The sequence below is a fragment of the Sphingobium sp. R-21 genome (assembly GCF_049913335.1).
GTDB lineage: Bacteria > Pseudomonadota > Alphaproteobacteria > Sphingomonadales > Sphingomonadaceae > Sphingobium.
In genome coordinates this window covers 1,479,359-1,505,678 of sequence record NZ_CP184375.1, presented here as the reverse complement: position 1 = coordinate 1,505,678, position 26,320 = coordinate 1,479,359, and the positions used below count along the sequence as shown (strand labels likewise).

The window sequence follows — 26,320 nt, the reverse complement described above, 5'->3', positions numbered from 1 at the left end:
CAGGGCTACGCCGGAAACGGCCGGGCGCTCATTCCACTTGATCGACATGGAGCGCGCCCCGCTGCAACTGGTCCCGCTCGATGCTCTGGAACAGCGCGGTGAAATTGCCCTCGCCAAAGCCCTCGTCCTTCTTGCGCTGGATGAATTCGAAGAAGACAGGGCCGATCTGCGGTTGCGCAAAGATCTGGAGCAGGAGGCGGGGGTCGCCGTCCTGCGTCGATCCGTCGAGCAGGATGCCGCGCGCCTGCAACTCGCCCACCGGCTCGCCATGGCCGGGCAGTCGCTCTTCCAGCATCTCGTAATAGGTGGCGGGCGGCGCGGCCATCAGCGGCACGCCCAGCGCCTTGAGCCTGTCCCAGGCAGCGATCAGGTCGTCGCACAGCAGCGCGATGTGCTGGATGCCCTCGCCATTATAGGCGCGCAGAAACTCCTCGATCTGGCCGCCGCCCGCCTTGCCTTCCTCGTTCAGGGGGATGCGGATCTTGCCATCGGGCGCGGTCATCGCCTTGCTGGTCAGGCCGGTATATTCGCCCTTGATGTCGAAATAGCGGATCTCGCGAAAGCCGAATACGCGCTCGTAGAAGCTGGCCCAATGGGCCATGCGGCCGCCATAGACATTGTGGGTGAGGTGATCGATGATCCTGAAGCCCGCTCCTTCGGGGTGACGTTCCACGTCCGGCTCATAGACAAAGTCGATGTCGTAGATCGACAGGCCGCCATTCTCGTCCTCGTAGCGGTCGATGAGATAGATGATCGATCCCCCAATGCCGCGCACGGCGGGCAGGCGCAGTTCCATGGGGCCGGTGCGGACCTCCACCGGCTCCGCCCCGCGCGCGATGGCAAGGTCATATGCCTTGGCCGCGTCCTTCACCCGCCAGCCCATGCCGCAGGCGGATGCGCCATGCTCCGCGGCGAAATAGGCGGCCGGGCTGCGCGGCTCGTAGTTCGCGATCAGGTTGATGCCGCCCTGGCGCCACAGTTGCACGTCCTTGGAGCGGTGACGGGCGATCAGGGTGAAGCCCATGGCGGCGAAGACCGGCTCCAGCAGGCCCTTTTCGGGCGCGCTGAACTCCACGAACTCGAAGCCGTCGAGACCGATGGGGTTGTCGAACAGGCTCATATCTTCTTCCTCTCTGGTTCTGGTTCTGGTTGGCTGGCGACGCTGTCGGTCACTGGGCTCAGGGCGGCCCTTCCGCGATCGCGTCACAGCCTTCCGCCGCGGTGCAGTGGAGAATGGCGGGGGGACGTCACGCGTTCGCCTTCCCGTGGGCATAGGCCTGCGTGCCCGCATGGAGGACCCGATCCGTCGGCAACAAGCAGCCTACGTCGATCGCTTCCTGATCGCGCAGGCGATCGTAGATCGGTCCCAGATCAGCGTCTCGCGTCTGCTGCAGTAGGTCTTCGAAGCTGTCGATCACGAAGTAATTCTGCTGGTAATCGTCGATGCGGTACAGCGAGCGCATGACCCGTTCCAGGTCGAAACCGATGCGGTTGGGTGACGGATCATCGATGGCGAACAGGCTTTCTCCGTAGGACGACACGATACCTGCGCCATAAAGCTTGAGATCGCCGCCGTCCCGGATCAGTCCGAACTCGACCGTGTACCAGTAGAGCCGCGCAAGGGCATCGATCATGCCCAGCCTGGCGGCGCGCAACCCTCCCTCGCCATAGGCCTGCATATAATCGGCGAACACCGGATGCACGAGCAGCGGCACATGCCCGAACACGTCATGGAAGATGTCCGGTTCCTCCAGGTAATCCAGCTGCTCGGGTGTACGGATGAAGCGCCCCGCGACGAAGCGGCGGTTGGCGAGATGCTCGAAAAATATCTCGTCGGGAACGAGGCCCGGCACGGCGACGACCTGCCAGCCGGTTGCGCGGAACAGACGATCGTTGAGTTCGTCGAAATCAGGAATGCCCGGTTTCGACATGCGAAGTACGTCAAGGCCTTCCATGAAGGCAGGTATGACCCTGGTCGGCAGCATATTGGCCTGGCGGGCAAACAGCCGGTCCCACATCGCATGTTCGGCCGCGCTATAGGACGCCCAGTCCTGGGGGACGGTCCAGTCGGCTGCCGCTCCGGGCGGCGGTGCATCCATATGTGCCATGCCGAGATAATAGCAGCATTGCGTGAAAATCCGTTTCAATTTTCCAGTGAAATTGCGAAAAGGTGAAAGAGATTCATCATATTTTACGGATTTACGGAATAGTTTCTGTCAACGGTATCCACGACCTGCCGCTCGCAGTATTTTCCAACAGGACGATGACGTTGCGGCGGTCAGTGGTTGTTATGATATTGGAGTATATCAATCTCCTCACCGGATATTTGCTGCCCTCGTGGATCATCGCGTCGCGGCGGATGAGCCCACTCCACATCAATCGGACAGCGGCCGGCGGAAGAAACCGCGTGATTGCGACGATACGGGCTTTCCGAATCGGGCGAATCCTTCTTTGGTGCAGGATGCGGCGCGATCAGGTCGCTACGCGATATATGAAGATGAAGGGCTCATGGAAGCAGACGGCGCCATATTGAAGGATGAGGATTACGCGGCGCTGGCGGAATTCCGTTTCGCCTTGCGGCAGTTTCAGGCGTTCAGCAGCGACCGGGCGGCCCAGATGGGGCTTACCCCGCAGCAGCATCAGGCTTTGCTCGCGCTGCGGGCCGCTCCTGCGGAAGATGCCACTGTCGGTTATGTAGCGCGGCGCCTGTTGTTGAAACCCCATAGCGCGACCGGACTGGTGGATCGGCTGGAAAAGCTGGGATTGGTGACGCGCCATGCCAGCGCCACCGACCGGCGGCGATCGCAACTGCGTTTGACGCCGGATGCGTTGGACTTGCTGGCGAAGCTGTCCGCCACGCATCGGGACGAGATCCGCCGGCTGCGCCCCTTGCTCAACCAGTTGCTGGCGCGCTTTGCATAGAGCAGTGCATTGCCGTGTTCGATCGGGCAACTGACGGCGAAGCCGCCGCAGGATCATGCGACAGTCATTTGCGCGCTGCCGTAAGCGCGCGAGCACCGGGAAGCAGTGCCCTCAAGGCCCCCGTCAAGGTCCCCGTCGGTGATGCAGGCGCGGAACCGCGTCGGACTGGCGGCGGATCAGACTGCAGTTCAGTTGCGCCAATCCCTTGACGTCCAACTCGTCTCCGCCCTTCATCGCTTCGGCCAGCAGCGTCATGGCGGCGCGACTCATGTCGCGGATCGGCTGGCGAATGGTGGTGAGCGTGGGCCAGATCGCGGCGGCAAGCGGCGTGTCATCGAAACCGCAGACGGTCAGATCGGCCGGCACGTTGATCTGCCGCTGATGCGCGATGGTGATGGTCGCGGCCGCCATATCGTCATTGCAGGCGAAGATGGCCGTCGGCGGCGTCTCCAGGCTGAGCAGATGCGCTGCCGCTTCCAGCCCGGAGCGGTAGCTGAAATCGCCTTCGACGATATAGTCCTCTTCGACCGGCAGGCCCTGTGCCGTCATCGCGGCGCGAAAGCCTTCCAGCCGCCGCGCGCTGGAACGATGCTGGGGATTGCCCTGGATGAAGGCGATGCGCCGGTGCCCCAGGTCGATCAGATGCCGCGTCATCTCGCCTGCGGCCTGCCGGTCGTCGATCGCGACCACCATCATGCCACGGCTTTCGTCCGGCGCGATCGCGACCCATGGAATGCCGTGCCGGGAGAGCGCCTGCGCCAGCTCGTCCCAGTCGCACAGGGGCGGTGGCACGATGACGCCGGATACGCGGGCTTGCAGGATCTGGGCGATGATATCTTCCACGGCGGCGTCGGTTTCGCATAGTTCGACCACCAGATGGAGATGATGCTTCGCGGCCTCGTCCAGCCCACCCAGCAGCAGTTCGCCCAGATAGGCCGAAGTGGTGGTGTTACGGTAAAGCAGGGCTATCCGCCGATCCTCTCCGCCTGCCAGCGCCCGCGCGGAGGCATTGGGTGCATAATTCAGGTCCGCGATCGCTTTTTCCACCCGGGCGCGGGTTTGGGGGCTGACCCAGCTCTGCTTGTTGGCGACGCGCGACACGGTCATCACCGACACGCCGGCTCGCGCAGCGACTTCCCGGATTGTCGGCGGCTTTCGTTCGTTCATGATCGCTCACCGCTTAGCCTTTGTGGCCATTGAATGCCAGTCATGGATTGCCCGGCGCGTAGGGAAAGTTGAGCGACTTGTACCAATTCAGATCATGGTCCGGCGCCGCCGCGTCAGCGGGCAGTGGACGTTTGGATATGGACTGGAAATAGGCGATGCTGGCGTCGCGCCACCATTTCGCCTCACGATGCTGGATGCCCAGGAATGTCCGGGTCTGGGCGAAGCGTTCCGCGTCGATGAAGGGGCGCAGGCTGTCCCATGTCCTGCGCATGGCCGCGACATAGGCCACGCCTGCATCATAATGATGGATGAGACCGTTCCACAGTGTCTCGCCCGATTTCAGCTTCGCGTCCCAACCGACATGATGGAACCAGAGGAGGTCGCGTTCCGGCGTCGTTTTCGGGTTTGCCAGCATCTTCGCGACCGGCGGCGCATATTGGGCGACGGCATTGCTGCCGGTCTTCGTCCGGTCAAAGCCGATCCCGCCGGCGTCCGCCTTGTGATAATAGACCGGGTTCCATTCGGGCCGCGCCAGGTCCGAAATCCAAGGCGCAGGGCCGTAATGATGGCCAGTGCCCATGACATGGGCGAGGCCAAGCGGCGTCATGTAATCGACCGCCGCCTCACGCGATCCCATCATCATTGCAACGACAGGATCGAGCAGCCTGGCGTCGGTCGAGAAGGTCTGCGCCGCCCATTCGCGGGCGATCGCCTCCGCCGGGAGATCGGGATTCCAGGCGAGGCGACCGAAGGCATACCAGTCCGCCTGGTTGAAGATCGATCCGCTCCAGTCGCGGTCGGCGCCGATATTGGCGACACCGGCAATGCCGGTCAGCTTGTGGCCCTCCAGCGATCCGTCAATCACCCTTGCCACCGTCGATCCCTTGCCACGGGCGAAGGTGTCGCTCTTCAGCGTCTCCTGGAACAGGGGGCCAAGATAGGTGAGATGGGTCGATTGGCCGAGATATTCCTTGGTGATCTGGAATTCCATCATCAGCGGCGTTCGTGGCATCGCCCCGAACAGCGGATGGAATGGCTCGCGCGGCTGGAAGTCGATCGCGCCATTCTTCACCTGCACCAGCACATTGTCGGCGAACCGGCCGTCCAGCGGCTTGAAGTCGTCATAGGCCTGTTTCGCTCGGTCGTCCGGATTGTCATGCGCGTAGACGAAAGCGCGCCACATCACGATCCCGCCATGCGGCTTCACGGCGGCGGCCAGCATGTTCGCGCCGTCGGCATGGGTGCGCCCGTAATCCTGGGGTCCGGGCTGTCCTTCGCTGTTTGCCTTCACCAGGAAGCCGCCAAAATCGGGGATGGCCCTGTAGATTTCGTCGGCCTTCGCCTTCCACCAGGCGGCAACGGCGGGATCAAGCGGGTCGGCGGTCTTCAGGCCGGAAAGCTCCATCGGGGCTGTCCATTTCACCGACAGATAGACCTTGATGCCATAGGGCCTGAACACGTCCGCCAATGCCGCCGCCTTGGCGATATAGGGTGCCGTCAGGCTGTCCGACCTGGCGTTCACATTGTTGAGCACCGTGCCGTTGATGCCGATCGAGGCGTTGGCGCGGGCGTAGTCGGTGTATCGCGGCCCCTTCCAGTCGGGCAGGCGCCACCAGTCCCAGATGGATTGTCCGGCATAGCCGCGCTCCACCGTGCCATCCAGATTGTCCCAATGGTTGAGCAGCCGCAGCTTCATGCGCGGGGCGCTGCGGATGTCCAGCCGATCGAGCGAAGCGCCGGTTTCCGCCAGCCGCAAATAGGCATAGGCGCCATAGAGCAGGCCCGCATCGCCATTGGCCGCGATCAGCGTTACTGGCTGGCCGTCCACGGCGATGCTGCGGATTGCATAACCCTCCTCGCCCAGCCCATCGAGCTTGATCGGCAGATCAGGTGCTGACGCTGGCGTGGCGAGCCAGATCGCGCCGGCCCTCGGTCCATCGACGAGCAGCGGCGCCGTACCAATTGCAGCGGAAAGGCCGCGCAGCAGTTCATCCCGCGCGGCGATCGCCGTCGCGCTGCGGCCGGGCGCGACAAGGGCCGTGGCGTGACGCGCCAGTTCGCCGTCGTCTGCCACCTTTGCGTGACGCAACCATAGATCATAGCCGTCCTCCGCCAGTGCCGGCGTGGTCATCAGGGCGGTTGCCACCGTCCAACAAAACAGGCGCGCGATCATGGCTCCCCTTCCTCTCCTGCGTCACGGCCGCATCGAAGGCCATTGACAGGTTCCTATTGCATGAGCAATGTTACCGTTATCAGTTTTAATCCGGCCAGTTCCAATCCGGCAAGCGAAAAGCGCGGCCTTGGCGAAAAAGGGGGGAGAGGTGTTCGTGATCCGGTCCTGTACGCTGTCATGCGCGGTTTCGGCGGCAGCCCTGGCCTTTGCCGCGCCCGTTGCGTCCGTCGCGGCGGCGCCCACATCCGCGACCTCCAGGCCGCTCTACAAGGATGCGAGCGCTCCCATCGAATCGCGGGTCGATGATCTGCTGGCGCGCATGACGCTGGACGAGAAAATCGCGCAGATCACGGCGGTATGGACCGACAAGGTCAAGATATTCGACGACCGGCTGCAACTTGATCCGCCGAAGCTGGCGCAGGTCTATCCTCATGGTATCGGGCAGTTCACCCGCCCTTCGGACGCCAAGGGCGCCTTCTCCCCTCGAGAGGTGCCCGGCCGCGATCCACGCCAGACCGTGGCGTTGGTCAACGCGCTGCAACGCTGGGCGACGACGCAGACGCGGCTGGGCATTCCGATCCTTTTCCATGAGGAAGGTCTGCACGGCTATGCGGCTGTTGGCGCTACCAGCTTTCCGCAGTCCATCGCGATGGCCTCGTCCTGGGACCCGGACATGCTGCGCGAGGTGAATGCGGTCATCGCCCGCGAAATCCGTTCGCGCGGTGTCAGCCTCGTCCTTTCGCCGGTGGTCGACATCGCCCGCGATCCGCGTTGGGGGCGGATCGAGGAAACCTATGGCGAAGACCCCTATCTGGTCGGAGAGATGGGCGTGGCCGCCGTGGAGGGTCTGCAGGGCAAGGGCCATGCGCGCCTGCTGCTGCCGGGCAAGGTGTTCGCGACGCTCAAGCATCTGACGGGCCATGGCCAGCCCGAAAGCGGCACCAATGTCGGTCCGGCGCCGGTTTCCGAACGCGAACTGCGCGAGAATTTCTTTCCGCCCTTCGAACAGGTGGTGAAACGCACCGGGATCGAGGCGGTGATGGCCAGCTATAATGAGATAGACGGCGTGCCCTCGCATGCCAATCACTGGCTGCTGCATGATGTGCTGCGCGGCGAATGGGGCTTCAGGGGCGCGGTGGTCAGCGACTATTCGGCGATTGACCAGTTGATGAGCATCCACCATATCGCCGGCAATCTGGAGCAGGCGGCGGAGCGTGCTTTGGAGGCGGGCGTGGACGCGGACCTGCCCGATGGCCTGTCCTATGCGACGCTCGGCAAGCTGGTCCGCGAGGCACAGGTCGATCAGGCGGTACGGCATATGCTGGAACTGAAGTTCCGCGCCGGCCTGTTCGAAAATCCTTATGCGGACGCTGCTGCCTCGGAAAAGATCACGAACAACCCCGAAGCCCGCGCCCTGGCGCTGAAGGCGGCGCAGCGGTCGATCACCCTGCTCAAGAATGACGGCATGTTGCCGCTGAAGCCCGAAGGCGCCATCGCCGTGATCGGGCCGAGCGCCGCGGTGGCGCGTCTGGGCGGCTATTATGGCCAGCCGCCGCACAAGGTTTCGATCCTCGACGGCATAAAGGCCAAGGCCGGCGCCAAGGCGAAGATCGTCTTCGCGCAGGGCGTCAAGATCACCGAAAATGACGACTGGTGGGAGGATAAGGTCACGAAATCCGACCCCGCCGAAAATCGCCGGCTGATTGCCGAGGCCGTTGAGGTAGCGCGCAATGTAGACCGCATCGTGCTGACGCTGGGCGATACGGAGCAATCGAGCCGCGAAGGCTGGGCAGACAATCATCTGGGCGACCGGTCCAGCCTCGATCTCGTGGGCGAACAGCAGGAACTGTTCGATGCGCTCAAGGCGCTGGGCAAGCCGATCACCGTGGTCCTGATCAACGGCCGCCCTGCCTCCACCGTCAGGGTGTCGGAACAGGCGAACGCGATTCTCGAAGGCTGGTATCTGGGCGAGCAGGGCGGCAATGCCGTGGCGGATGTGTTGTTCGGCGACGTCAATCCGGGCGGCAAGCTGCCGGTGACCATCCCGCGCTCGGTCGGGCAATTGCCGATATTCTACAATGTGAAGCCGAGCGCGCGGCGCGGCTATCTGTTCGACACCACCGACCCACTTTATCCCTTCGGCTTCGGCCTCAGCTATACGAGCTTCGACCTGTCCGCGCCGCGCCTGTCGCCCGCGAAGATCGGCGTGGGCGGAACGACCAGCGTGTCGGTCGACGTGCGCAACAGTGGCCAGCGCGAAGGCGATGAGGTCGTGCAGCTCTACATCCGCGACAAGGTCAGTTCCGTCACCCGGCCGATCAAGGAGCTGAAGGGCTTTCGGCGCGTGACGCTGAAGCCCGGAGAGGTCCGCACCGTCACCTTCACGGTCGGGCCGGAAGCGCTGCAGATGTGGAATGATCATATGGACCGCGTGGTTGAGCCGGGCGATTTCGAGATCATGACCGGCAACAGTTCGGTCGCACTGAAATCGGCAACGCTGACGGTGGCGCCATGAGGGACTTTGCGCGTCGCCAGGCGTTGGGCCTGTTCGCCTCGACATCGCTGATGGCGGCGGCACCCGCTGCCGCTAGGGGGAAGGCGGGACCGCTCTACAAGGATGCCTCCGCCCCCATCGACCTGCGCGTCAGGGACCTGCTGGCGCGCATGACGCTGGATGAGAAAGTCGGCCAGATCATTGCGCTTTGGGCGACCAAGGCCGACATCATGGACGATCTGACCTTCTCGCCCGCCAAGGCGAGCAGGGCCTATCCTGACGGTTTCGGCCAGATCACCCGCCCGTCGGACCGGCGTGGCGCGCCCAACGGATCGACCCAGGCAGGCGGCGTCGGTGCGCGCTGGCGCACGCCTGCGGATACGGTCGCCTTCATCACCGCTGTCCAGAAATGGGCGATGGAGGAAACGCGGCTGGGCATCCCAGTGCTGTTTCATGAGGAATCGCTGCATGGGCTTATGGCGACGGATGCGACCATGTTCCCCATGGCGATCGGGCTCGCGGGCAGTTTCGACCGCCAGTTGATGGAGGATGTCCAGTCCGTCATCGCCCGGGAGGTCCGGGCGCGCGGTGTCCATCTGGCGCTTTCCCCGGTGGTGGACATCGCCCGCGATCCGCGCTGGGGCCGCATCGAGGAAAGCTTTGGTGAAGATCCCTATCTCTGTGGCGAGATGGGCGTGGCCGCGGTGCGCGGCCTTCAGGGCGAAGACAGGCAGATCGGCCCCGACAAGGTCATGGCGACGCTCAAGCACATGACCGGCCATGGCCAGCCCCAGGGAGGCGAGAATATCGCGCCCGCGCCGATTTCCGAGCGGGAGCTGCGCGAGAATTTCTTTCCACCTTTCCGCGCCGTGGTGAAGCGCACGGGCATCGCCGCCGTCATGCCGTCCTATAACGAGATAGACGGCGTGCCCTCGCATCAGAACCGCTGGCTGCTGAACGACATATTGCGCGGCGAATGGCATTTCGACGGCGCGGTGGTCAGCGATTATGGAGCCGTCCACGAACTGGACAGCATTCATCATGTCCAGCCCGATCCGGAGGCGGCGGCACGCGCCGCGCTGCGGGCGGGCGTCGATTGCGAGCTGCCCGATGGCCAGACCTACCGGACGCTCGTCGAACAGGTCCGTGCGGGCAAAGTGCCGCTTGAGGCGGTCGATCTGGCCTGCACCCGGATGCTGACGCTCAAGTTCCGTGCGGGCCTGTTCGAAAATCCCTGGCCGCGCAAGGATCATGAGCAGTTGACCGGCAATGCTCAGGCGCGCGCCCTGGCGTTGAAGGCTGCGCATCGTTCGATCGTCCTGCTCAGCAATGACGGCACGTTGCCCCTTACTCCTGGCGCGCATGGCAGGGTGGCGGTGATCGGTCCCAATGCCGCTGTCGCGCGACTGGGCGGTTACAGCAGCATTCCGCGCCAGACCGTCTCCCTGCTGGAAGGCGTGCGGGCAAAGCTCAAGGGCAAGGCGGAGGTCGTCCACGCCCAGGGCGTCTTCATCACCCGGAATGAGGATCGCTCGGCGGACGAGGTGCTGCTGGCCGATCCGGGGCGGAACCGCGAACTGATCGCGCAGGCGGTCGAGCTTGCGAAAACGGCGGACATCATCCTTCTGGCTATCGGCGACACGGAACAGACCAGTCGGGAAGGCTTTGCGAAGAACCATCTGGGCGATCGTACGAGCCTGGACCTGCTGGGCGAGCAGAACGATCTTTTCGCGGCCTTGAAGGCGACGGGCAAGCCGGTGGTGGTATGCGCCATCAACGGCCGCCCGCCCAGCTATGCCGCGGTGGCGGAGGGCGCCAATGCGCTGCTGGAATGCTGGTATCCGGGGCAGGAGGGCGGCACGGCCATGGCCGACATATTGTTCGGGGACGTCAATCCCGGCGCGAAGCTGCCCGTGACGGTGGCGCGCGACGCTGGGCAGATCCCGATCTTCTACAACCGCAAGCCGTCGGCCCGGCGCGGCTATGTGTTCGAGGATATCTCGCCGCTTTTCCCCTTCGGCTTCGGCCTCAGCTACACCCGTTTCGAATTCGCCCCGCCCCGCCTGTCGTCGCCGCGCATCGGCACGGGTGGCGAGGTGACGGTGGAGGTCGATGTCCGCAATGCGGGGCAGAGGGCAGGGGATGAGGTCGTCCAGCTTTATGTCCGGGACCAGACCGCCAGCGTCACCCGGCCGATCAAGGAACTGAAGGGCTTCGAACGCATCACGCTGGCTCCCGGCGAAAGCCGCACCGTGCGCATCACGCTGACGCCGGCCGCATTCGCGCTCTGGAATCTCGACATGGAGGAGGTGGTCGAACCCGGCCTGTTCGACATCATGACCGGGCCGGACAGCGAGAATCTCCAGAAAATCACGCTCGAAATTATCTGAACAGGACCATTTCAATGCCCAAGATCATCGATGCCAAGGTCATCGTCACCTGCCCCGGCCGCAATTTCGTTACCCTCAAGATCATCACCGACGAAGGCGTATATGGCGTGGGCGACGCGACGCTCAACGGCCGCGAACTGGCGGTGGCAAGCTATCTGGCCGACCATGTCCTTCCCTGCCTGATCGGGCGGGACGCGCACCGGATCGAGGATATCTGGCAATATCTCTACAAGGGCGCCTATTGGCGGCGCGGCCCCGTCACCATGACCGCCATCGCGGCGGTCGACATGGCGCTGTGGGACATCAAGGGCAAGATTGCGGGTCTTCCGGTCTATCAGCTTCTGGGCGGGGCCAGCCGGGAAGGCGTGATGGTCTATGGCCATGCCAATGGCGCGACCATAGAGGATACCATCAACGCCGCGCTGGAATATCAGGCGCAGGGATACAAGGCGATCCGCCTGCAATGTGGCGTGCCGGGCATGGCATCGACCTATGGCGTGTCGAAGGACAAATATTTCTACGAACCCGCCGACGCCGACCTGCCGACCGAAAATGTCTGGAACACGTCCAGATATCTTCGCGTCGTGCCTGAACTCTTCAACGCAGCCCGCGAAGCGCTGGGCTGGGACGTGCACCTGCTGCACGACATCCACCATCGCCTGACACCCATAGAGGCGGGGCGTCTGGGCAGAGATCTGGAGCAATATCGTCCCTTCTGGCTGGAGGATGCGACGCCGGCGGAAAATCAGGAGGCTTTCCGGCTGATCCGCCAGCATACGACGGCGCCGCTCGCCGTGGGCGAAATCTTCAATTCGATCTGGGATGCCAAGGATCTGATCCAGAACCAGCTTATCGACTATATCCGCGCCACGGTGGTGCATGCGGGCGGCATCACGCATCTGCGCCGGATCGCCGCGCTGGCCGATCTCTATCAGGTCCGCACCGGTTGCCACGGCGCGACCGACCTGTCGCCGGTCTGCATGGCCGCCGCACTGCACTTCGACCTCAGCGTGCCCAATTTCGGCATTCAGGAATATATGCGGCACACGCCGGAAACCGATGCTGTCTTCCCCCATGCCTACACGTTCGAAAGCGGCATGATGCATCCGGGCGAGGCGCCGGGCCTGGGCGTCGACATCGACGAGGATATGGCCGCGAAGTACGAATATAAGCGCGCCTTCCTGCCGGTGAACCGGCTGGAAGACGGCACCATGTATAATTGGTGAATCTCATGATGCAGGCGCTCCCGAAACCTTCAGGAAAAGTCCGCTGGGTGGTCTGCAGCCTGCTCTTCGCGGCTGTGGTGCTCAGCTATGTCGACCGGCTGGTCCTGCCGACATTGAAGCCCGATCTTCAGGCCCGCTATGGCTGGAGCGAGAGCGGCTATGCCGACCTCGCCATCTGGTTCCAGGCGGGCTACGGCATCTCCTATGTCTTCTTCGGGCGGCTGATCGACCGGATCGGGGCGCGGGCAGGCTATGCGCTGGCGGTTGGGCTTTGGACCGTCGGCCATGTCATGCACATCTTCTTCACCTCGACGGCGAGCATGCTGCTTGCGCGCATCCCGCTCGCCATCGGGGAGGCGGGAACCTTCCCGGCCGCCATCGCCGCGACCAACGAATGGTTCCCCAGGAAGGAGCGCGCCTTCGCCATCGGCATCTTCAATGCCGGGTCCAATGTCGGCGCGATCCTGACGCCGCTGATCGTGCCGGTCATCGCCGTCACCATGGGCTGGCGCTGGGCCTTCATCCTGACCGGCCTGCTGACCGTGGTCTGGCTGGCAGCATGGCTCGGCTTCTATCGCCGCCCGCGGGAGAAGAAGGCTCTCTCGCCGGAAGAACTCGCCTGGATCGAGGCAGACCCCCAGGAGCCGCAGCGCCCGGTCAAGTGGCGCACCCTGTTCCGCCACCGCCAGACCTGGGCCTATATCGCCGCCCGCTTCCTGATCGATCCGGTGTGGTGGACCTTCCTCTTCTGGCTGCCGGACTTCTTCAACAAGCAATATGGCGTCAGGATGCTGGACTTCGGCCCGCCGCTGATCGCCGTCTATCTGCTGGCGGATGTCGGATCGGTCACGGGCGGCTGGTTGTCCTCTCGCCTGATCGGCCGGGGCATGAGCATCAACCGCGCCCGCAAGACGGCGATGTTCTGCGCCGCGCTCTGCGCCCTTCCCATCGCCTTCGCCGCGCAGGCGCCGGGCCTGTGGGTGGCGGTCGGCCTGATCGGCCTCGCCTGCGCCGGGCATCAGGGCTTTTCCGCCAATGTCTATGCCCTGCCCGGCGACCTCTTTCCGCGCTGGATGGCGGGATCGGTTGTCGGCCTCGGCGGCCTGTCGGGCGCCATCGGCGGCATGCTGATGGCGAAGTTCGCCGGCATGATCCTGGAAAGCGTCGGCAGCTTCCAGCCGATCTTCATCGTCGCGGCCTGCGCCTATCTGGTCGCGCTGCTGGTCGTCCACCTCATCGTGCCGCGCTACGCGCCCGTCACCCTATCGGAATCCCGTTCATGAAGCCGCTGAAGCTCCACCCCGACCGCCTTTTCCCTGCCGATCCGCGTACCCGCGACATTGCCCGCGCACTGCACGCCACGGTCAGGGATCTGCCCATCGTCAGCCCGCATGGCCATACCGATCCGCGCTGGTTCGCCTATGACGATCCCTTCGCCAACCCGTCCGAACTGCTGATCGTCCCGGATCATTATGTGTTCCGCATGCTGATGAGCCAGGGCGTCAAGCTGGAGGAGCTGGGCGTGCCGACCCGGGACGGCAGCCCCACCGAAACCGATCCCCGAACCATCTGGCACAGGTTCGCCGCCCATTATCACCTGTTCCGCGGCACCCCGTCCCGCATGTGGCTCGACTGGGTCTTCGCCGAAGTTTTCGGCATCGACGTCCGGCTGTCCCCGGACACAGCAGATCATTATTACGACATCATCGACGCGGCGCTGAAGACGCCCGACTTCCGTCCCCGCGCCCTCTTCGAGCGCTTCGATATAGAGGTCATCGCCACTACGGAAGGACCGCTGGACCCGCTCGATCACCATCGCGCGATCCGGGCGTCGGGCTGGGGCGGCAGGGTCGTCACCGCCTATCGGCCGGACCCGGTGATGGACCCGTCCGTGCGCGGCTTTGCCGACAATGTCCGTGCGTTCTGCGCCATGGCAGGGGAGGATGCGGGGAGCTTCGCGGGCTATCTGCGCGCCCATGAAAAACGCCGCGCCGACTTTCGCGAGGCCGGCGCCACCTCAACCGACCATGGCCATCCCACGGCCTTCACCGCGCATCTGGGCAGGGCGGAGATCGAGGCGCTTTATGCCAGCGTCATGTCCGGTCCCGCCAGCGCCAGCGATGCCGAACTGTTCCGCGGCCACATGCTGGTGGAAATGGCGCGCATGTCGATCGAGGACGGCATGGTGATGCAGTTGCATCCCGGCGTGCACCGCAGCCATAATGCAGCCGTCCTGACACGTTTCGGCAGGGACAAGGGCGGTGACATCCCGGCGGCTGGCGAGTTTGTCCAGGCGCTCAAGCCCCTGCTTGACCTCTATGGCAATGATCCCCGGCTGATGCTGATCCTCTTCACGCTGGACGAGGATGTCTACTCCCGCGAACTCGCGCCGCTGGCGGGCCATTACCCTGCCTTGAGGCTCGGTCCGCCCTGGTGGTTCCATGACAGTCCGGAAGGGATGCGCCGCTTCCGCGAGTGCGCGACAGAGACGGCGGGCTTCTACAACACGGTCGGTTTCAACGACGACACCCGTGCCTTCCTGTCGATCCCGGCGCGGCACGACATGGCGCGCCGGATGGACTGTGCCTGGCTGGCGCGGCTGGTGGCCGAACACCGGCTGGAGGAAGATGAGGCGTTCGAACTGGTGCGTGCCTTGTCCTACGATCTGGTGAAGCAGGCCTACAGGCTGTGAGGCGGCTGTCCTCCGCGACGCTCGATGCGTTGCCCGATGATGTGATTCGGCCTGCCTATGATCGCGCTGCGGTCAGGCCCGGCGTCGTTCATCTGGGCATCGGCGCCTTTCACCGCGCGCATCAGGCGGCGGTGTTCGACGACGTGCTGAATGCCGGCGACCTGCGCTGGGGCATCGTCGCCGCGTCCTTGCGTTCGCCGCGGGTGCGCGACCAGATGGCGCCGCAGGACGGCCTCTACACCATGCTCGTGCGGGACGGCTCGTCCGAGCACGCCCAGATCATCGGCGCAGTCCAGCGGGTCATCGTCGCGCCGGAGGAGCCTCTGGCGCTGCTGGATGCCCTCGCATCGCCTCACACGCATATCGTGACGCTGACCATTACGGAGAAGGGCTACAAGCTGGACCCCGCTACCGGCGAGTTGATCGAGCATGATCCGCAACTGGCGGCGGATCTGGCCTCGCTCACCCGGCCGCAGACGGCGCCGGGCTATCTGGTGGCGGCTCTGGCGAAGCGGAAGGCGTTGGGCCTGCCGCCCTTCACGGCGATCTCCTGCGACAACCTGCCGCATAACGGCCGAAGGCTGCGCAACGCCGTACTGGCGCTCGCGCACCGTCACGATGCCCCGCTGGCGGAGTGGATTGCGGAAGAAGGGGCCTTTCCAGAAACGATGGTCGACCGGATCGTGCCCGCCACCACGGCGGAGGATGTGGCCGCCCTCGCGGCACGTCTTGATGTGGCCGACCACGCTATGATCAAGACCGAACCCTTCACCCAATGGGTGATCGAGGATCGATTTTGCGGCCCGCGTCCGGAATTCGGAGCGGGGGTGCAACTCACGGCGGCCGTCGCCCCCTGGGAAGAGGCGAAGCTGCGCCTGCTGAATGGCGCGCATAGCGGCATTGCCTATCTGGGCGGCCTGGCCGGTATCGAGCATGTGCATGAGGTGCTGGCGCTGCCCGCGGCGCGTGCCTTCGTCGAGGCCCTGTGGGACGAGGCGCAGACGACGCTGTCGCCGCCGCCCGAACTGAACATCGCCCTCTATCGCCGCGAGCTGATGGCCCGTTTCGACAATCCGACGCTGCGCCATCGCACGCGGCAGATCGCCATGGACGGATCGCAGAAGCTGCCCCAGCGCCTGCTCGCCCCGATCGCTGCGAGGCTGGCAACCGGGAAGGGGATAAAGGCGCTTTCGCTTGCCGTGGCGGCCTGGCTGCGTTGGCAGGCGGGACAGGATGATCTCGGCAACGCGCATGACGTCGACGATCCGCTTGCAGGCATGATCGCCGCCCGCCTGAAGGGTGCGGGCACAACGGAGGAGCGGGTCGCCGCGATCCTGCGCGTCGACGCTGTCGTTCCGCCCGCATTGGCGGAGAATGGGGCCTTCCGCATGGCGCTGACGCGCTGGCTCGCCATGCTCGAAACGCAGGGCGCGCTGGCCACGCTGGCGACCTTTCAGGGAGAGATATGATGCAATGGGCGAAGATCGGCGCCGCCGTCGCCGCGCTTGCGATCGCCGCGGCGCAGGCCGAACCGCCCCGGCTGGTCCGGCAGGGCAGCGCCACGCAGATCAGCATGCAGGGCAAGCCGATGCTGCTGATCGCAGGCGAGCTGGGCAACAGCAGCGCGTCTAGCGCAGCCTATATGGCGCCGCACTGGAAGCGGCTGAAGGCCATGCACCTCAACACCGTGCTGGCGCCAGTCTCCTGGGAACTGATCGAGCCGGAGGAGGGCAGATTCGACTTTTCCTCGGTGGATGCGCTGATCCGCGATGCGCGGGCCAATGATCTGAAGCTGGTCATCCTCTGGTTCGGCGCCTGGAAGAACAGCATGTCGACCTATGTGCCCGCCTGGGTGAAGCGCGACCAGGGCCGCTTTCCGCGCGCGCGGCTGCCCAATGGGCAGGGCGTCGAAATCCTCTCCGCCATGGAGCCTGCGACGCTGGAGGCCGATCAGAGAGCCTTCGCCGCGCTGATGGCGCATATCAAGGCGGTGGATGACAGGCAGAACACGGTCCTCATGACCCAGGTGGAAAATGAGATCGGCATGCTGCCCGTTGCCCGCGACTATGGCGCATTGGCCGATGCGGCGTTCAAGGCGCCGGTGCCCGCCGAACTCACCACTTATTTGCAGCATCATCGGGACGTTCTGGTCCCGCAGATGAAGCGCCTGTGGGAGGAACAGGGGAGCAGGACCAGCGGCACCTGGTCTGAAGTGTTTGGCCCAGGCCATGCGGCGGAGGAAATCTTCACCGCCTGGCACTATGCCCGCTTTGCCGATGCGCTGGCCCGTGCGGGCAAGGCCGTTTATCCGATGCCCCTCTATGTCAATGTGGCGCTCAACCGCCCTGGCCGCCTGCCCGGCGAATATCCGAGCGGCGGACCGCTGCCGCATCTGATCGACATCTGGAAGGCGGGGGCACCCGCGATAGATTTCCTGGCCCCGGACATTTATTTCCCGAACTTCGTCGACATCGTGAACATCTACAAGCGGCCCGACAATCCGCTGTTCGTCCCCGAAGCCAATAATGCCGACCATCCCCAGGTGCCGGGCAACGCCTTTTACGCCATAGGCAAGCTGGACGCGATCGGCTTTGGCCCCTTCTCCATCGAGTCGATCGACGAGAAGCCGGGCGCATTGGGCGAAGCCTACGACCTGCTGGAACAGCTCAGCCCCCATATCCTGGCCGCGCAGGGCATGGGTCGCATGTCGGCTTTTCGCCCGAAATCGCTCTATGACGAAACGCTGGTCCATGAGCCGGTTACGGAGACGATCGGCAATTACCGTTTCACCGTGGCCTTTGCCGATATCCAGAAGCCTGTCGCCACCCCTGATACCGGTAACGCAGCCGGCATCATCATCCAGACAGGGCCGGAAGACTATCTGATCGCCGGGCAGGGCATCACCGTCACCTTCGCTCCGGTGGGAGCAGGCCCGAGTCTCGCCGGGATCGACAGCGCCTGGGAAGGGCATTTTGATGCCCACGGCACCTGGATCGCAGGACGGTTGCTGAACGGCGACCAGACCCATCAGGGGCGTCATATCCAGCTTCCCACCGGCGATTTCCAGATCCAGAAGGTCCGCTTGTACCGTTACCAATAATCATGGCTCCGGTCTTGACAAAATAAACTCAGGGTTTATCAACGCCGAACTGATAGCGCTACCAGACAGGTTCACCGGATAGGCGGGAGCCGCGCTCAGGAGGGGATTTTCAAATGGTTGATTCTCATATTCGCTCTTTTCGCCTGGCGCTCTGCGCGGCCTCGGCCTTTGGCGCGCTGACGCTGGCTCAGGCCGCGATCGCCCAGGACAGCGCGGCCCAGCCCGCTCCTCAGCCCGTCGCCCAGCAGGATGAAGCAGCCGACATCGTCGTGACCGGCATCCGCGGCAGCCTGCAAAGCGCCACCAATGCCAAGAAGAACGCAGTCGCCTTCGGCGACTCCATCTTTGCGGAAGATATCGGCAAGCTGCCCGCGACCAACCTGGCCGAAACGCTGAACCGCATGCCCGGCGTGCGCCTGACCCGCGACATCAGCGGCGAAGGGACGCAGGTCGCGATCCGCGGCCTCGGGGCCAGCTTCACCCGTGTTCTCCTAAACGGCTCCCAGCTTCAGGTCGCCTCTGACGGCGGCACGAATGGCGGCAGCGCCAACCGGGAGGTCGATCTTGACTTCTTCCCCTCCGAACTCTTCACCCGCCTGGATCTTGCCAAGACGCCGTCGCCCTCGACGCTGGAAGGCGGCATCGCGGGCACCGTCAACCTGCGCAACGCCCGTCCCTTCGACAAGCCGGGCACCCATGTCACCGTGGTGGCGCAGGGCCAATATACCGACAGCAATGAGAAGCTGAGCCCGCGCGGCGCGATCGTCGCCAGCCACACGACGGATAGTTTCGGCATCCTGGTGGGCGTGGCCGGCGTCAAGACGAAGACGCGCGTCGACGGCTTTGACACGGTCGGCTGGACTGACGGCAATCTGGGAATGGTCAATGGCGTGGCCGATCCCGGCGGCAACAATTTCTTCTGGGCCTCGACGGTTCCCGCCAATGCAGGCCATGGCCTCATTCCCGGTCAGCCGGTCGATGTCGTCGCGACTTCGGGCCTGACCCGCAGCCAACTCAGCACGGCATTGCTTCCCCGACTGGGCCGCAACACCCTGACCGATGGCGACCGTTCGCGCATTTCCGCCCTGGCCTCGCTCGAATGGCGGCCCAGCGACACGCTGCACTTTGCCCTCGACGGCATCTGGGCCAAGTCGAAGCGCGACTATTCGCGTATCAACATGAACTGGCAGGTCCGCAATTCCGGTCCCGGCACCGGCGCGCAGGCGACCGGCGGCATGATTCCCATCGACCTCACCGTCGACGACAACGGGGTCGTGACTTCGGGTACCTTCGCCAACTCTTCCTTCTTTCTGGAGGCGAGCCAGTTCAAGCAGACGACGAAGTTCTGGAACATCAATCCCAGCCTGAGTTGGCAGCCGACCGAAACGCTGAAAGTCGACCTCAGCGCCAATTATTCCAAGAGCCGTTTCTTCCGCGAACAGCCGACCTTTGCGTTCCAGACGCCGCCCAATTCGGGCGTGGACGTCTATTATGACAACAGCAACGGCTATTATCCGTCGATCACGACCAATATCGACTTGAACGATCCCAATCTGGGTTGGCAATGGTATCGCCAGAATGTTGCGCTGGTCCGCCGCAAGACGGAGACCAAGGGCGCGCATCTGGATGTCACCCTGGGCGACGCGATGTTCAACGTGAAGGTCGGTGCCGCCTATGACCGGGCGACCCGCTCCATCCGCGCCTATGATAACAGCCAGGCCTATCAGCTCTCGGTCTGCGGAACGGGCTGCACCGGTGCCACCGGATCGATCCCGACCGGCGCCATTCCGCAATATCTGATGCCGATGACGGTCAGCAATTTCGGGCATCTGGCGGGTCGCAACATCGGCTACAACGCCTTCATCATGCCCGATTTCGGCGCGATCAAGGACGCCACCGACTATTACAGCTATCGCGACAGCGCGCCGGAAACGCGCGGCGCGGTGACGGGCGGCGCGACGGGCGACATGGATGAGAAGGTGTGGGGCGCCTATTTCGAACTGAACGGCGTCACTACCATTGCGGACCGCGACCTGCACATCAATGCCGGCATGCGCTACGCCGCCACCAACCAACTGGTGGTCGGACCCAGCCAGGTGGGCGCGGCGATCGTCGACATAACCTCGCGGTCGAAATATGACAATTTCCTTCCCTCCATCAACCTGACCTACGACATTGCCGACAATGTGAAGCTGCGCGCCTCCGCCTCGCGGACCATGACGCGGCCGGATGCGAGCCAGATCCTGCCGGGCGTGACCTTCACCGATCCTACGGCACTGGTAGCCAATGCAGGCAACCCGGATCTCAAGCCCTATACTTCCGACAATTATGACATGGGTGGTGAGTTCTATACGGGCGGCATTGGCTATGTCGGCCTTTCGCTGTTCATGAAGAACGTTCAGGGTTTCACTGTCATCGATCCGCGGGATGTCACCTTCGCCTCGCTCAATATCCCTTATGACAGCCTCCTCGCGACCCAGCAGCAGGCATTGACCAACCGTGCGGCATCGACCGGCGTGCCGATCAATGACCTGACCGTTTCCGTGGACCGGCCGATCAACCTCAGCGACCTCAAGATCAAGGGCATTGAGGCGACCTGGGTGCAGCCGCTCGACTTCCTGGTGAAGGGGCTCGGCTTCTCGGCCAATGGAACCTATCTCAAGCAGTCTTCGAAGCTGATGCCGGGGCAGGCGACGAAGCTGGTCGCAACGGGCGTTTCCAAATGGTCCTATAATCTCCAGGGATTCTATGAAAATAACGGCCTCTCGATCAGCCTGAACTATGTCTGGAACGACAAGTCGATCGCAGTCAACGCGCCGCAGAACGGCATTACTGGCGCGGCCCTGCGCAATGATGCCCGTGGCCAGCTCGATCTGTCGGCAGGCTATCAACTGCCGTTCCTCAACAAGGCGATGCGCCTGACGCTCGACGTACTCAACATCACGAACGAGCCCATCCGCACAACATTCGAATATGATAATGCGCCCTATTCGATCTATTATCCGGGACGAACCATATTGGCGGGCATCCGCGCGAACTTCTGATCCTCCCCCAAGGACCCTGGGCCGGTTGCAAGACCGGCCCATTTTTCTATCGTCAAGGACAAGTCCATGCGGTTGACCTTTGCTCCCGTCCTGCTTCCCCTCGCGGCGTTCGTCGCGATGCCGGCCTGGGGCGCGCCGTGCCGGGGGCAATGGACCGTGGCCTGGGCATCCGCCCAGATGGCGCCGAACGGGGACAATGCGCTGGCGCCGGGGACATTGACGGACAGCAGCCTGCGGCAGATCGTCCGCCCATCCATTGCGGGGAACCGGCTGCGGGTGCGCCTTTCCAACCAGACGGGCACCGCGCCTCTGCACTTGAAGGGCGCCAGCATCGCGCGGGCGCTGCGCGCCGGATCAGCGGCGATCGACGCGAAGACTGTCATCCCGCTCCGCTTCGACGGGCGCAGCGAAGTGACGATCCCGGCCGGTGCCGATTATCTATCCGATCCGATAGGCTTGCCGGTCCGCGCCTTTGACGATCTGGCGATCACCATCGCCTTTGCCGAGGAACCGTCGGGCCAGACCTCTCATCCCGGATCGCGGGCGACATCCTGGCTGCTCAGGGGCGACCATCTGGGCGATGCCGCCATGGCGGGCGCGCAGGCCGTCGACCATTGGTTTTCGCTCGCCGCGCTGGAGGTGGAGCGCTGCACGGCGGCGCAGTTGATCGTCGCGCTCGGCGATTCCATCACCGACGGCCGGGGCTCGACCACGAACGGCAATGATCGCTGGACCGACCGTCTCGCCCAGCGGTTGCAGGCCGATCCGGCGACGCGCCATCTGGTGATCGTCAATCAGGGCATCGGCGGCAACCGCCTGCTGAACGACGGTCTTGGGCCCAATGCGCTTGCCCGGCTGGACCGAGATGTGCTGGCGCAGCCGGGCGTGCGTTATCTGATCCTGCTTGAAGGCATTAACGACATCGGCACGCTCACCCGCGAAACGCCGGTCAGCGACGTGGAGCATGCCCGCCTGGTATCGCGCATCATCGGCGCCTACCGGCAGATCGTGCTGCGCGCCCGGGCGAAGGGCATCAAGGTGATCGGCGGCACCATCCTGCCATTCGCGGGCAATGATTATTATCATCCCGACGCCCGGAACGAAGCCGACCGGCAGGCCGTGAACCGCTGGATCCGCGAGCCGGGGAATTTTGACGGTGTGGTCGACTTCGATCGGGCGATGCGCGATCCGGCCCGTCCTGACCGCCTGCTCCCGCGCTATGATGTGGGCGACGCGCTGCATCCCTCACCGGAGGGCTATCGCGCCATGGCCGAGGCGATACCGCTCGATCTCTTCAACTAGCCGCCGGCGCGTTCATCCCCTCTGTTTCGAGGTGCGCATGCAGCCTGCACTCGCCCCTCATCCTTTCGGGCAGGGCGGATTGCCAACCGCGATCCTGCCATTATGAATCGACAGCGACGATATTGTCGGACTTGATGAAGCAGGGCGCCAAGGAATGCCATGGACGACATGACCAGCATCCCGGCCGATCCCTTTGCAGCGCTCGGCCAGCGCAATCATCCGCTGCGCGCATCCCTTTCGCGGGAAATGCATGTTCGCGGCCTGTCCCGCTTCGATGCGCCTGCCCTCGCGCTTCAGTTCGTGCTGCTGGTGGACGAAGCGCAGGCCGAAAAGGGCATTGCCCTGCTGTCCGAACGTTTTCCTGCCCTCAAGCCCGGCGATCGCTTCCTCGCCGGCCGGGTCGGTGACCTCCATTTCTCCTGGGAGCGTCATACCGAATTCATGACCTACAGTTTCCTCGCGCCGGTCGAAGGTGCGAGCTTGTTCGACCTCGCGCCATTTGCCAATGTGCCCGCCTGGATGGCCGACATGCCGGGCCGGGTGATCCGGTCGACACAGATCGCGATGGTCATGAATGAACCGCCGCCGGCCGCCATCGCCGCGCATTTTGCCACCGAAGACCTTATCATCTCCGACGTGGCGGACGGTCATGCCCGCATCTGGAGCGACTTTCGCCTGCATGGCGATGGTTTTGGCCGACTGCTCATCCATGATAGGGGACTGGTGGGCGACGAAAGTTCGCAACTGGTCCAGCGGCTTCAGGAATTGGGCAATTACCGCAAGATCGCCCTGCTGGGCCTGCCCGAGGCGCAGCAGGCGACGCCTCTGCTGAACGGGCTTGAACAGCGGCTGACGGCGATCACGAGCCGCGTGGCCCAAAAGGATGCCGACGCTGATCAGGTGCTGGAGCTGCTTTCCGCCCTGAGCGCCGAACTGGCCGAGATCGTGGCGCGCACCCGCTACCGCATGAGCGCGACACAGGCCTATGCGGAAATCTGCCGCGACCGCATCCGCCGCCTCGCGGTCGCGCCCGTGCGCGGTTACCGATCGCTCGACGATTTCACGGAGCGACGGTTGCTGCCGGCCATGCGGACCTGCGATGCGTTCAACCGGCGACTGGAGGATCTGGCGCAGCGCGCCGCCTGGACCAGCGCCCTGCTGCGCACCCGGGTCGACACCGCTCTCGCGCGGCGGAATCGCGATCTGCTGGCATCCATGGATCGCCGGACGGCGCTGCAATTACGGCTCCAGCATACGGTTGAAGGGCTGTCGGTGGTGGCGATCAGCTATTATGCACTGGGCCTTTGGCATCATCTGAAGGAAGCGCTGGAGCATCAGGGATTGCATCTGCCCGGCTGGATCGACGTCGCGCTTTTCCCGCTGACGATCATCGGCGTTTTCATAGGGGTCGGCCAGATCAGGAAGGTGAAGCGGCCGTCCGGTGACGGGCATTAGGGCGGGTTTCGAAACGCGAAAATGCGTGCCGGTTCGGCAAACTCCGCTAAAACGCTGATCGAGTTTGTTCGCCGGCGGGACGATGGAAATGATAAATTGCGAATTGCTTGATCTTCGCGCGCTGGTCGCGGTGGCGGAGGGGCGAAGCTTCCATCGCGCGGCACAGCAGCTCAACCTGTCGCAACCCGCGCTCAGCCGGCGGATACAGAAGCTGGAAAGCGCCGTGGGATCGGTGCTGATCGAACGCACGACGCGAACGGTGCGGCTGACCCCGTCGGGGCGTGAGGTGCTTCCGCTGATCCGACGCATGTTGGACGAATTCGACGGCTCGCTCATCGGGCTCATGGCCCAGGGGGAGCGGCAGGCGGGTCGCATCACCCTGGCCAGCGTGCCCAGCGCCACGGTGCGGTTCATGCCTGAGGTGCTGCAGAAATTCGGGGAGGATTATCGCAACACCCGCGTCCGAATCCTGGACCTGTCGGCCACCGAATGTGCTGAGGCAGTCAGAACGGGGGAGGCGGAATTCGGCCTGTCGCTGCCGGTTTCGACGGACGCCGACCTCTCCTTCTCGCCATTGCACGATGATCCCTACGGGCTTGTCTGCCACCGGGACGATCCGCTTGCCATGCTGCCGAATGTCGGCTGGGGCGATCTGGTGGGTAAGCGGCTGATCACGGTCCACAGGGCGAGCGGTAATCGCACCACCCTTGAAGCAGGGCTGGCGGCCCAGGGCATCCAGCTCAGCTGGTTTTACGAGGTGACCCGCCTTACGTCCGCGCTCGCCCTGGTGGACGCAGGCCTTGGCCCCTCCGTTCTTCCAAGGCTTGCCTGCGCAGGCCCTGAAGCGCGCGATCTGGTGTGGCGTCCTCTTGGCGAGCCGGTGATCGTCCGCACGATCGGACTGCTGAAGCGCCCTGCAGCCCCCATCTCACCTGCGGCCGAACGGCTCGTCACCCTTTTGTCGGAGGCATGGGCTTCGGCCTGACCTCTCCGATCGTTGCGCCGTCCCAGCGCGCCAGAAGCAATGTGGCGCTGATGTTGGCAAGGCCGCTGGTGGTCGCCCTGATGGCGGACAGCACGCGATCGACGGCGATCAGCATGGCGGCAGCCCCCACCGGAATGTCCGGCAGCAGCGACAATGTCAGCAACAGGGCCGAGAAGCCGCTGCCCGTGACCCCCGCGGCTGTCTTCGACGTCACCAGCATGACGAGCAGGTACAGGGCGAGCCTGTCGGGGGGCAGCGGAATGCCGAGAGCCTCTGCAAGAAACAGGGTGGCGACGGTCAGGTAGACGGCGGTGCCGGCAAGGTTGAGCGTATAGCCCAGCGGCACGGTCAGACCGACGACAGCAGGACTTGCGCCCAGTCGCTCGAGTTTGGTGATGAGGCGGGGGAGGACGACCTCGCTCGACGATGTGCCGACGACGATCAGCAACTCGTCGCGGAAATGACGGATCAGCTTCCATATCGGCATGCCGGTCGCGAGCCGAACGGCCATGAGGAGGCAAGAGGCCAGCATCAGGCACGCGATGGCGAGGGTCGCGATCAGCATGCCGAGCGAACCGATGAAACCGATGCCATAGGCGCCAACGGTATAGGCGATCGCGCCAAAGGCGCCGACGGGGGCGAGGCGTACCAGAAAGCCGAATATCGTGAACTGCAATTGCGTGAGCGCCCGCAGGCCCCGGACGATCGGCTCGCCCGAAGCGCCGATCCGGACCAGTCCGAATCCCACCAGTCCGGCAATGAAAAGGACCGGCAGCACGTCGCCGGCCGTGAAGGCGGAAAAGAAGGTGTCCGGTATCATGCGCAGCAGGAATTCGCCGGGACCGTTGATTGGTGGGCCCGCCAATTGCCGATGCATATCCTGGTTCATGGCGACGGCATGCAGGTTCAGGCCAGCTCCGGGCTGCATCAGGCCGGCGACGACGGTTCCGGAAAGAAGCGCCAGGATGGTGATCGCTAGAAAGACGATCAGCGCGCGGACGATGGTTGAACCGGTGCGCAGCGCGCCGCCATGCAAAACGATGCCGTCGACGATCGTGCAGAACAGGATGGGCGGAACCATCATGCGCATCGTCTTGATGAAGGCTATGCCTAATGGGCCGAGGGCCACGCCCGCATTGGGCCAGACATATCCCAGGATGGTCCCCGCAACCACCCCCAGGATCATCTGAACATATAGCTGTCGCAACAAGCCCCGCCTCCCATTTATGCGTAAAATGCATCACATGGACCATTCATTGCATTTGATAAAAATATTCGGACCCGCTTCTATCGTCAACTGAATGCAGGCGCCGGCAGGATCTTCTTCCTGCCAGCGGACAGAATGGATTTGAAGGAGAGGTGCAATGCAA

At 64.0% G+C, this 26,320-nt stretch carries 17 protein-coding genes; 12 read left to right on the top strand and 5 right to left on the bottom strand.

The window, feature by feature from the left end; all coding sequences use genetic code 11:
* Window positions 1–28: 28 nt before the first annotated feature.
* Together hppD and phhA are read right to left on the bottom strand one after the other, a co-directional pair.
* On the bottom strand, window positions 29–1,120 hold the full coding sequence (gene hppD / locus ACN9MX_RS21310; protein ID WP_363829037.1) for a 4-hydroxyphenylpyruvate dioxygenase: 1,092 nt from the start codon (window positions 1,118–1,120) through the stop codon (window positions 29–31).
* Window positions 1,121–1,247: 127 nt separating this feature from the next.
* The gene (gene phhA / locus ACN9MX_RS21305; RefSeq protein ID WP_363736889.1) at window positions 1,248–2,108 is read right to left on the bottom strand and encodes a phenylalanine 4-monooxygenase; all 861 of its coding nucleotides are present in this window, start codon (window positions 2,106–2,108) and stop codon (window positions 1,248–1,250) included.
* A 400-nt stretch (window positions 2,109–2,508) separates the two neighbouring features.
* On the opposite strand from phhA, the gene ACN9MX_RS21300 reads away from it, so the two are divergent.
* Window positions 2,509–2,922, top strand: coding sequence for a MarR family winged helix-turn-helix transcriptional regulator (locus ACN9MX_RS21300; protein ID WP_133651376.1), 414 nt, complete (start codon window positions 2,509–2,511; stop codon window positions 2,920–2,922).
* A 123-nt stretch (window positions 2,923–3,045) separates the two neighbouring features.
* On the opposite strand, the gene ACN9MX_RS21295 is transcribed toward ACN9MX_RS21300, so the two are convergent.
* Together ACN9MX_RS21295 and ACN9MX_RS21290 are read right to left on the bottom strand one after the other, a co-directional pair.
* Window positions 3,046–4,089, bottom strand: a complete 1,044-nt coding sequence (locus tag ACN9MX_RS21295) for a LacI family DNA-binding transcriptional regulator (protein ID WP_363829035.1) — start codon at window positions 4,087–4,089, stop codon at window positions 3,046–3,048.
* Between the two features lie 40 nt (window positions 4,090–4,129).
* Window positions 4,130–6,262 (bottom strand): alpha-glucuronidase family glycosyl hydrolase, encoded by a 2,133-nt coding sequence (locus tag ACN9MX_RS21290; protein ID WP_363829032.1) that lies wholly within the window; start codon window positions 6,260–6,262, stop codon window positions 4,130–4,132.
* A 154-nt stretch (window positions 6,263–6,416) separates the two neighbouring features.
* On the opposite strand from ACN9MX_RS21290, the gene ACN9MX_RS21285 reads away from it, so the two are divergent.
* From ACN9MX_RS21285 to ACN9MX_RS21235, 11 genes are all read left to right on the top strand, one after another.
* The gene (locus ACN9MX_RS21285) at window positions 6,417–8,777 is read left to right on the top strand and encodes a glycoside hydrolase family 3 N-terminal domain-containing protein (protein ID WP_363829029.1); all 2,361 of its coding nucleotides are present in this window, start codon (window positions 6,417–6,419) and stop codon (window positions 8,775–8,777) included.
* The gene (locus ACN9MX_RS21280) at window positions 8,774–11,146 is read left to right on the top strand and encodes a glycoside hydrolase family 3 N-terminal domain-containing protein (RefSeq protein ID WP_363829027.1); all 2,373 of its coding nucleotides are present in this window, start codon (window positions 8,774–8,776) and stop codon (window positions 11,144–11,146) included. The genes ACN9MX_RS21285 and ACN9MX_RS21280 overlap by 4 nt, the downstream gene beginning before the upstream one ends.
* Before the next feature lie 14 nt (window positions 11,147–11,160).
* Window positions 11,161–12,372: a D-mannonate dehydratase ManD gene (manD, locus tag ACN9MX_RS21275; RefSeq protein WP_363736349.1), complete on the top strand. Its 1,212-nt coding sequence runs from the start codon at window positions 11,161–11,163 to the stop codon at window positions 12,370–12,372.
* 8 nt (window positions 12,373–12,380) lie between these two features.
* Complete coding sequence (locus ACN9MX_RS21270) at window positions 12,381–13,655, top strand: MFS transporter (protein WP_363829448.1); 1,275 nt, start codon at window positions 12,381–12,383, stop codon at window positions 13,653–13,655.
* On the top strand, window positions 13,652–15,064 hold the full coding sequence (gene uxaC / locus ACN9MX_RS21265; RefSeq protein ID WP_363829024.1) for a glucuronate isomerase: 1,413 nt from the start codon (window positions 13,652–13,654) through the stop codon (window positions 15,062–15,064). Before ACN9MX_RS21270 ends, uxaC begins: the two co-directional genes overlap by 4 nt.
* Complete coding sequence (locus tag ACN9MX_RS21260) at window positions 15,061–16,533, top strand: mannitol dehydrogenase family protein (RefSeq protein WP_363829021.1); 1,473 nt, start codon at window positions 15,061–15,063, stop codon at window positions 16,531–16,533. Before uxaC ends, ACN9MX_RS21260 begins: the two co-directional genes overlap by 4 nt.
* The gene (locus ACN9MX_RS21255; protein ID WP_363829018.1) at window positions 16,530–18,164 is read left to right on the top strand and encodes a DUF5597 domain-containing protein; all 1,635 of its coding nucleotides are present in this window, start codon (window positions 16,530–16,532) and stop codon (window positions 18,162–18,164) included. The genes ACN9MX_RS21260 and ACN9MX_RS21255 overlap by 4 nt, the downstream gene beginning before the upstream one ends.
* 113 nt (window positions 18,165–18,277) lie before the next feature.
* Complete coding sequence (locus tag ACN9MX_RS21250) at window positions 18,278–21,208, top strand: TonB-dependent receptor (RefSeq protein WP_363829015.1); 2,931 nt, start codon at window positions 18,278–18,280, stop codon at window positions 21,206–21,208.
* A 66-nt stretch (window positions 21,209–21,274) separates the two neighbouring features.
* Window positions 21,275–22,510: an SGNH/GDSL hydrolase family protein gene (locus ACN9MX_RS21245; protein WP_363829012.1), complete on the top strand. Its 1,236-nt coding sequence runs from the start codon at window positions 21,275–21,277 to the stop codon at window positions 22,508–22,510.
* Between the two features lie 159 nt (window positions 22,511–22,669).
* Complete coding sequence (locus ACN9MX_RS21240) at window positions 22,670–23,965, top strand: DUF3422 domain-containing protein (protein WP_363829009.1); 1,296 nt, start codon at window positions 22,670–22,672, stop codon at window positions 23,963–23,965.
* Between the two features lie 82 nt (window positions 23,966–24,047).
* Complete coding sequence (locus ACN9MX_RS21235) at window positions 24,048–24,950, top strand: LysR family transcriptional regulator (RefSeq protein WP_363829007.1); 903 nt, start codon at window positions 24,048–24,050, stop codon at window positions 24,948–24,950.
* Here ACN9MX_RS21235 and ACN9MX_RS21230 read toward each other — a convergent pair.
* On the bottom strand, window positions 24,916–26,160 hold the full coding sequence (locus tag ACN9MX_RS21230) for a cation:dicarboxylate symporter family transporter (protein ID WP_426387707.1): 1,245 nt from the start codon (window positions 26,158–26,160) through the stop codon (window positions 24,916–24,918). The genes ACN9MX_RS21235 and ACN9MX_RS21230 overlap by 35 nt on opposite strands.
* Between the last annotated feature and the right edge of the window lie 160 nt (window positions 26,161–26,320).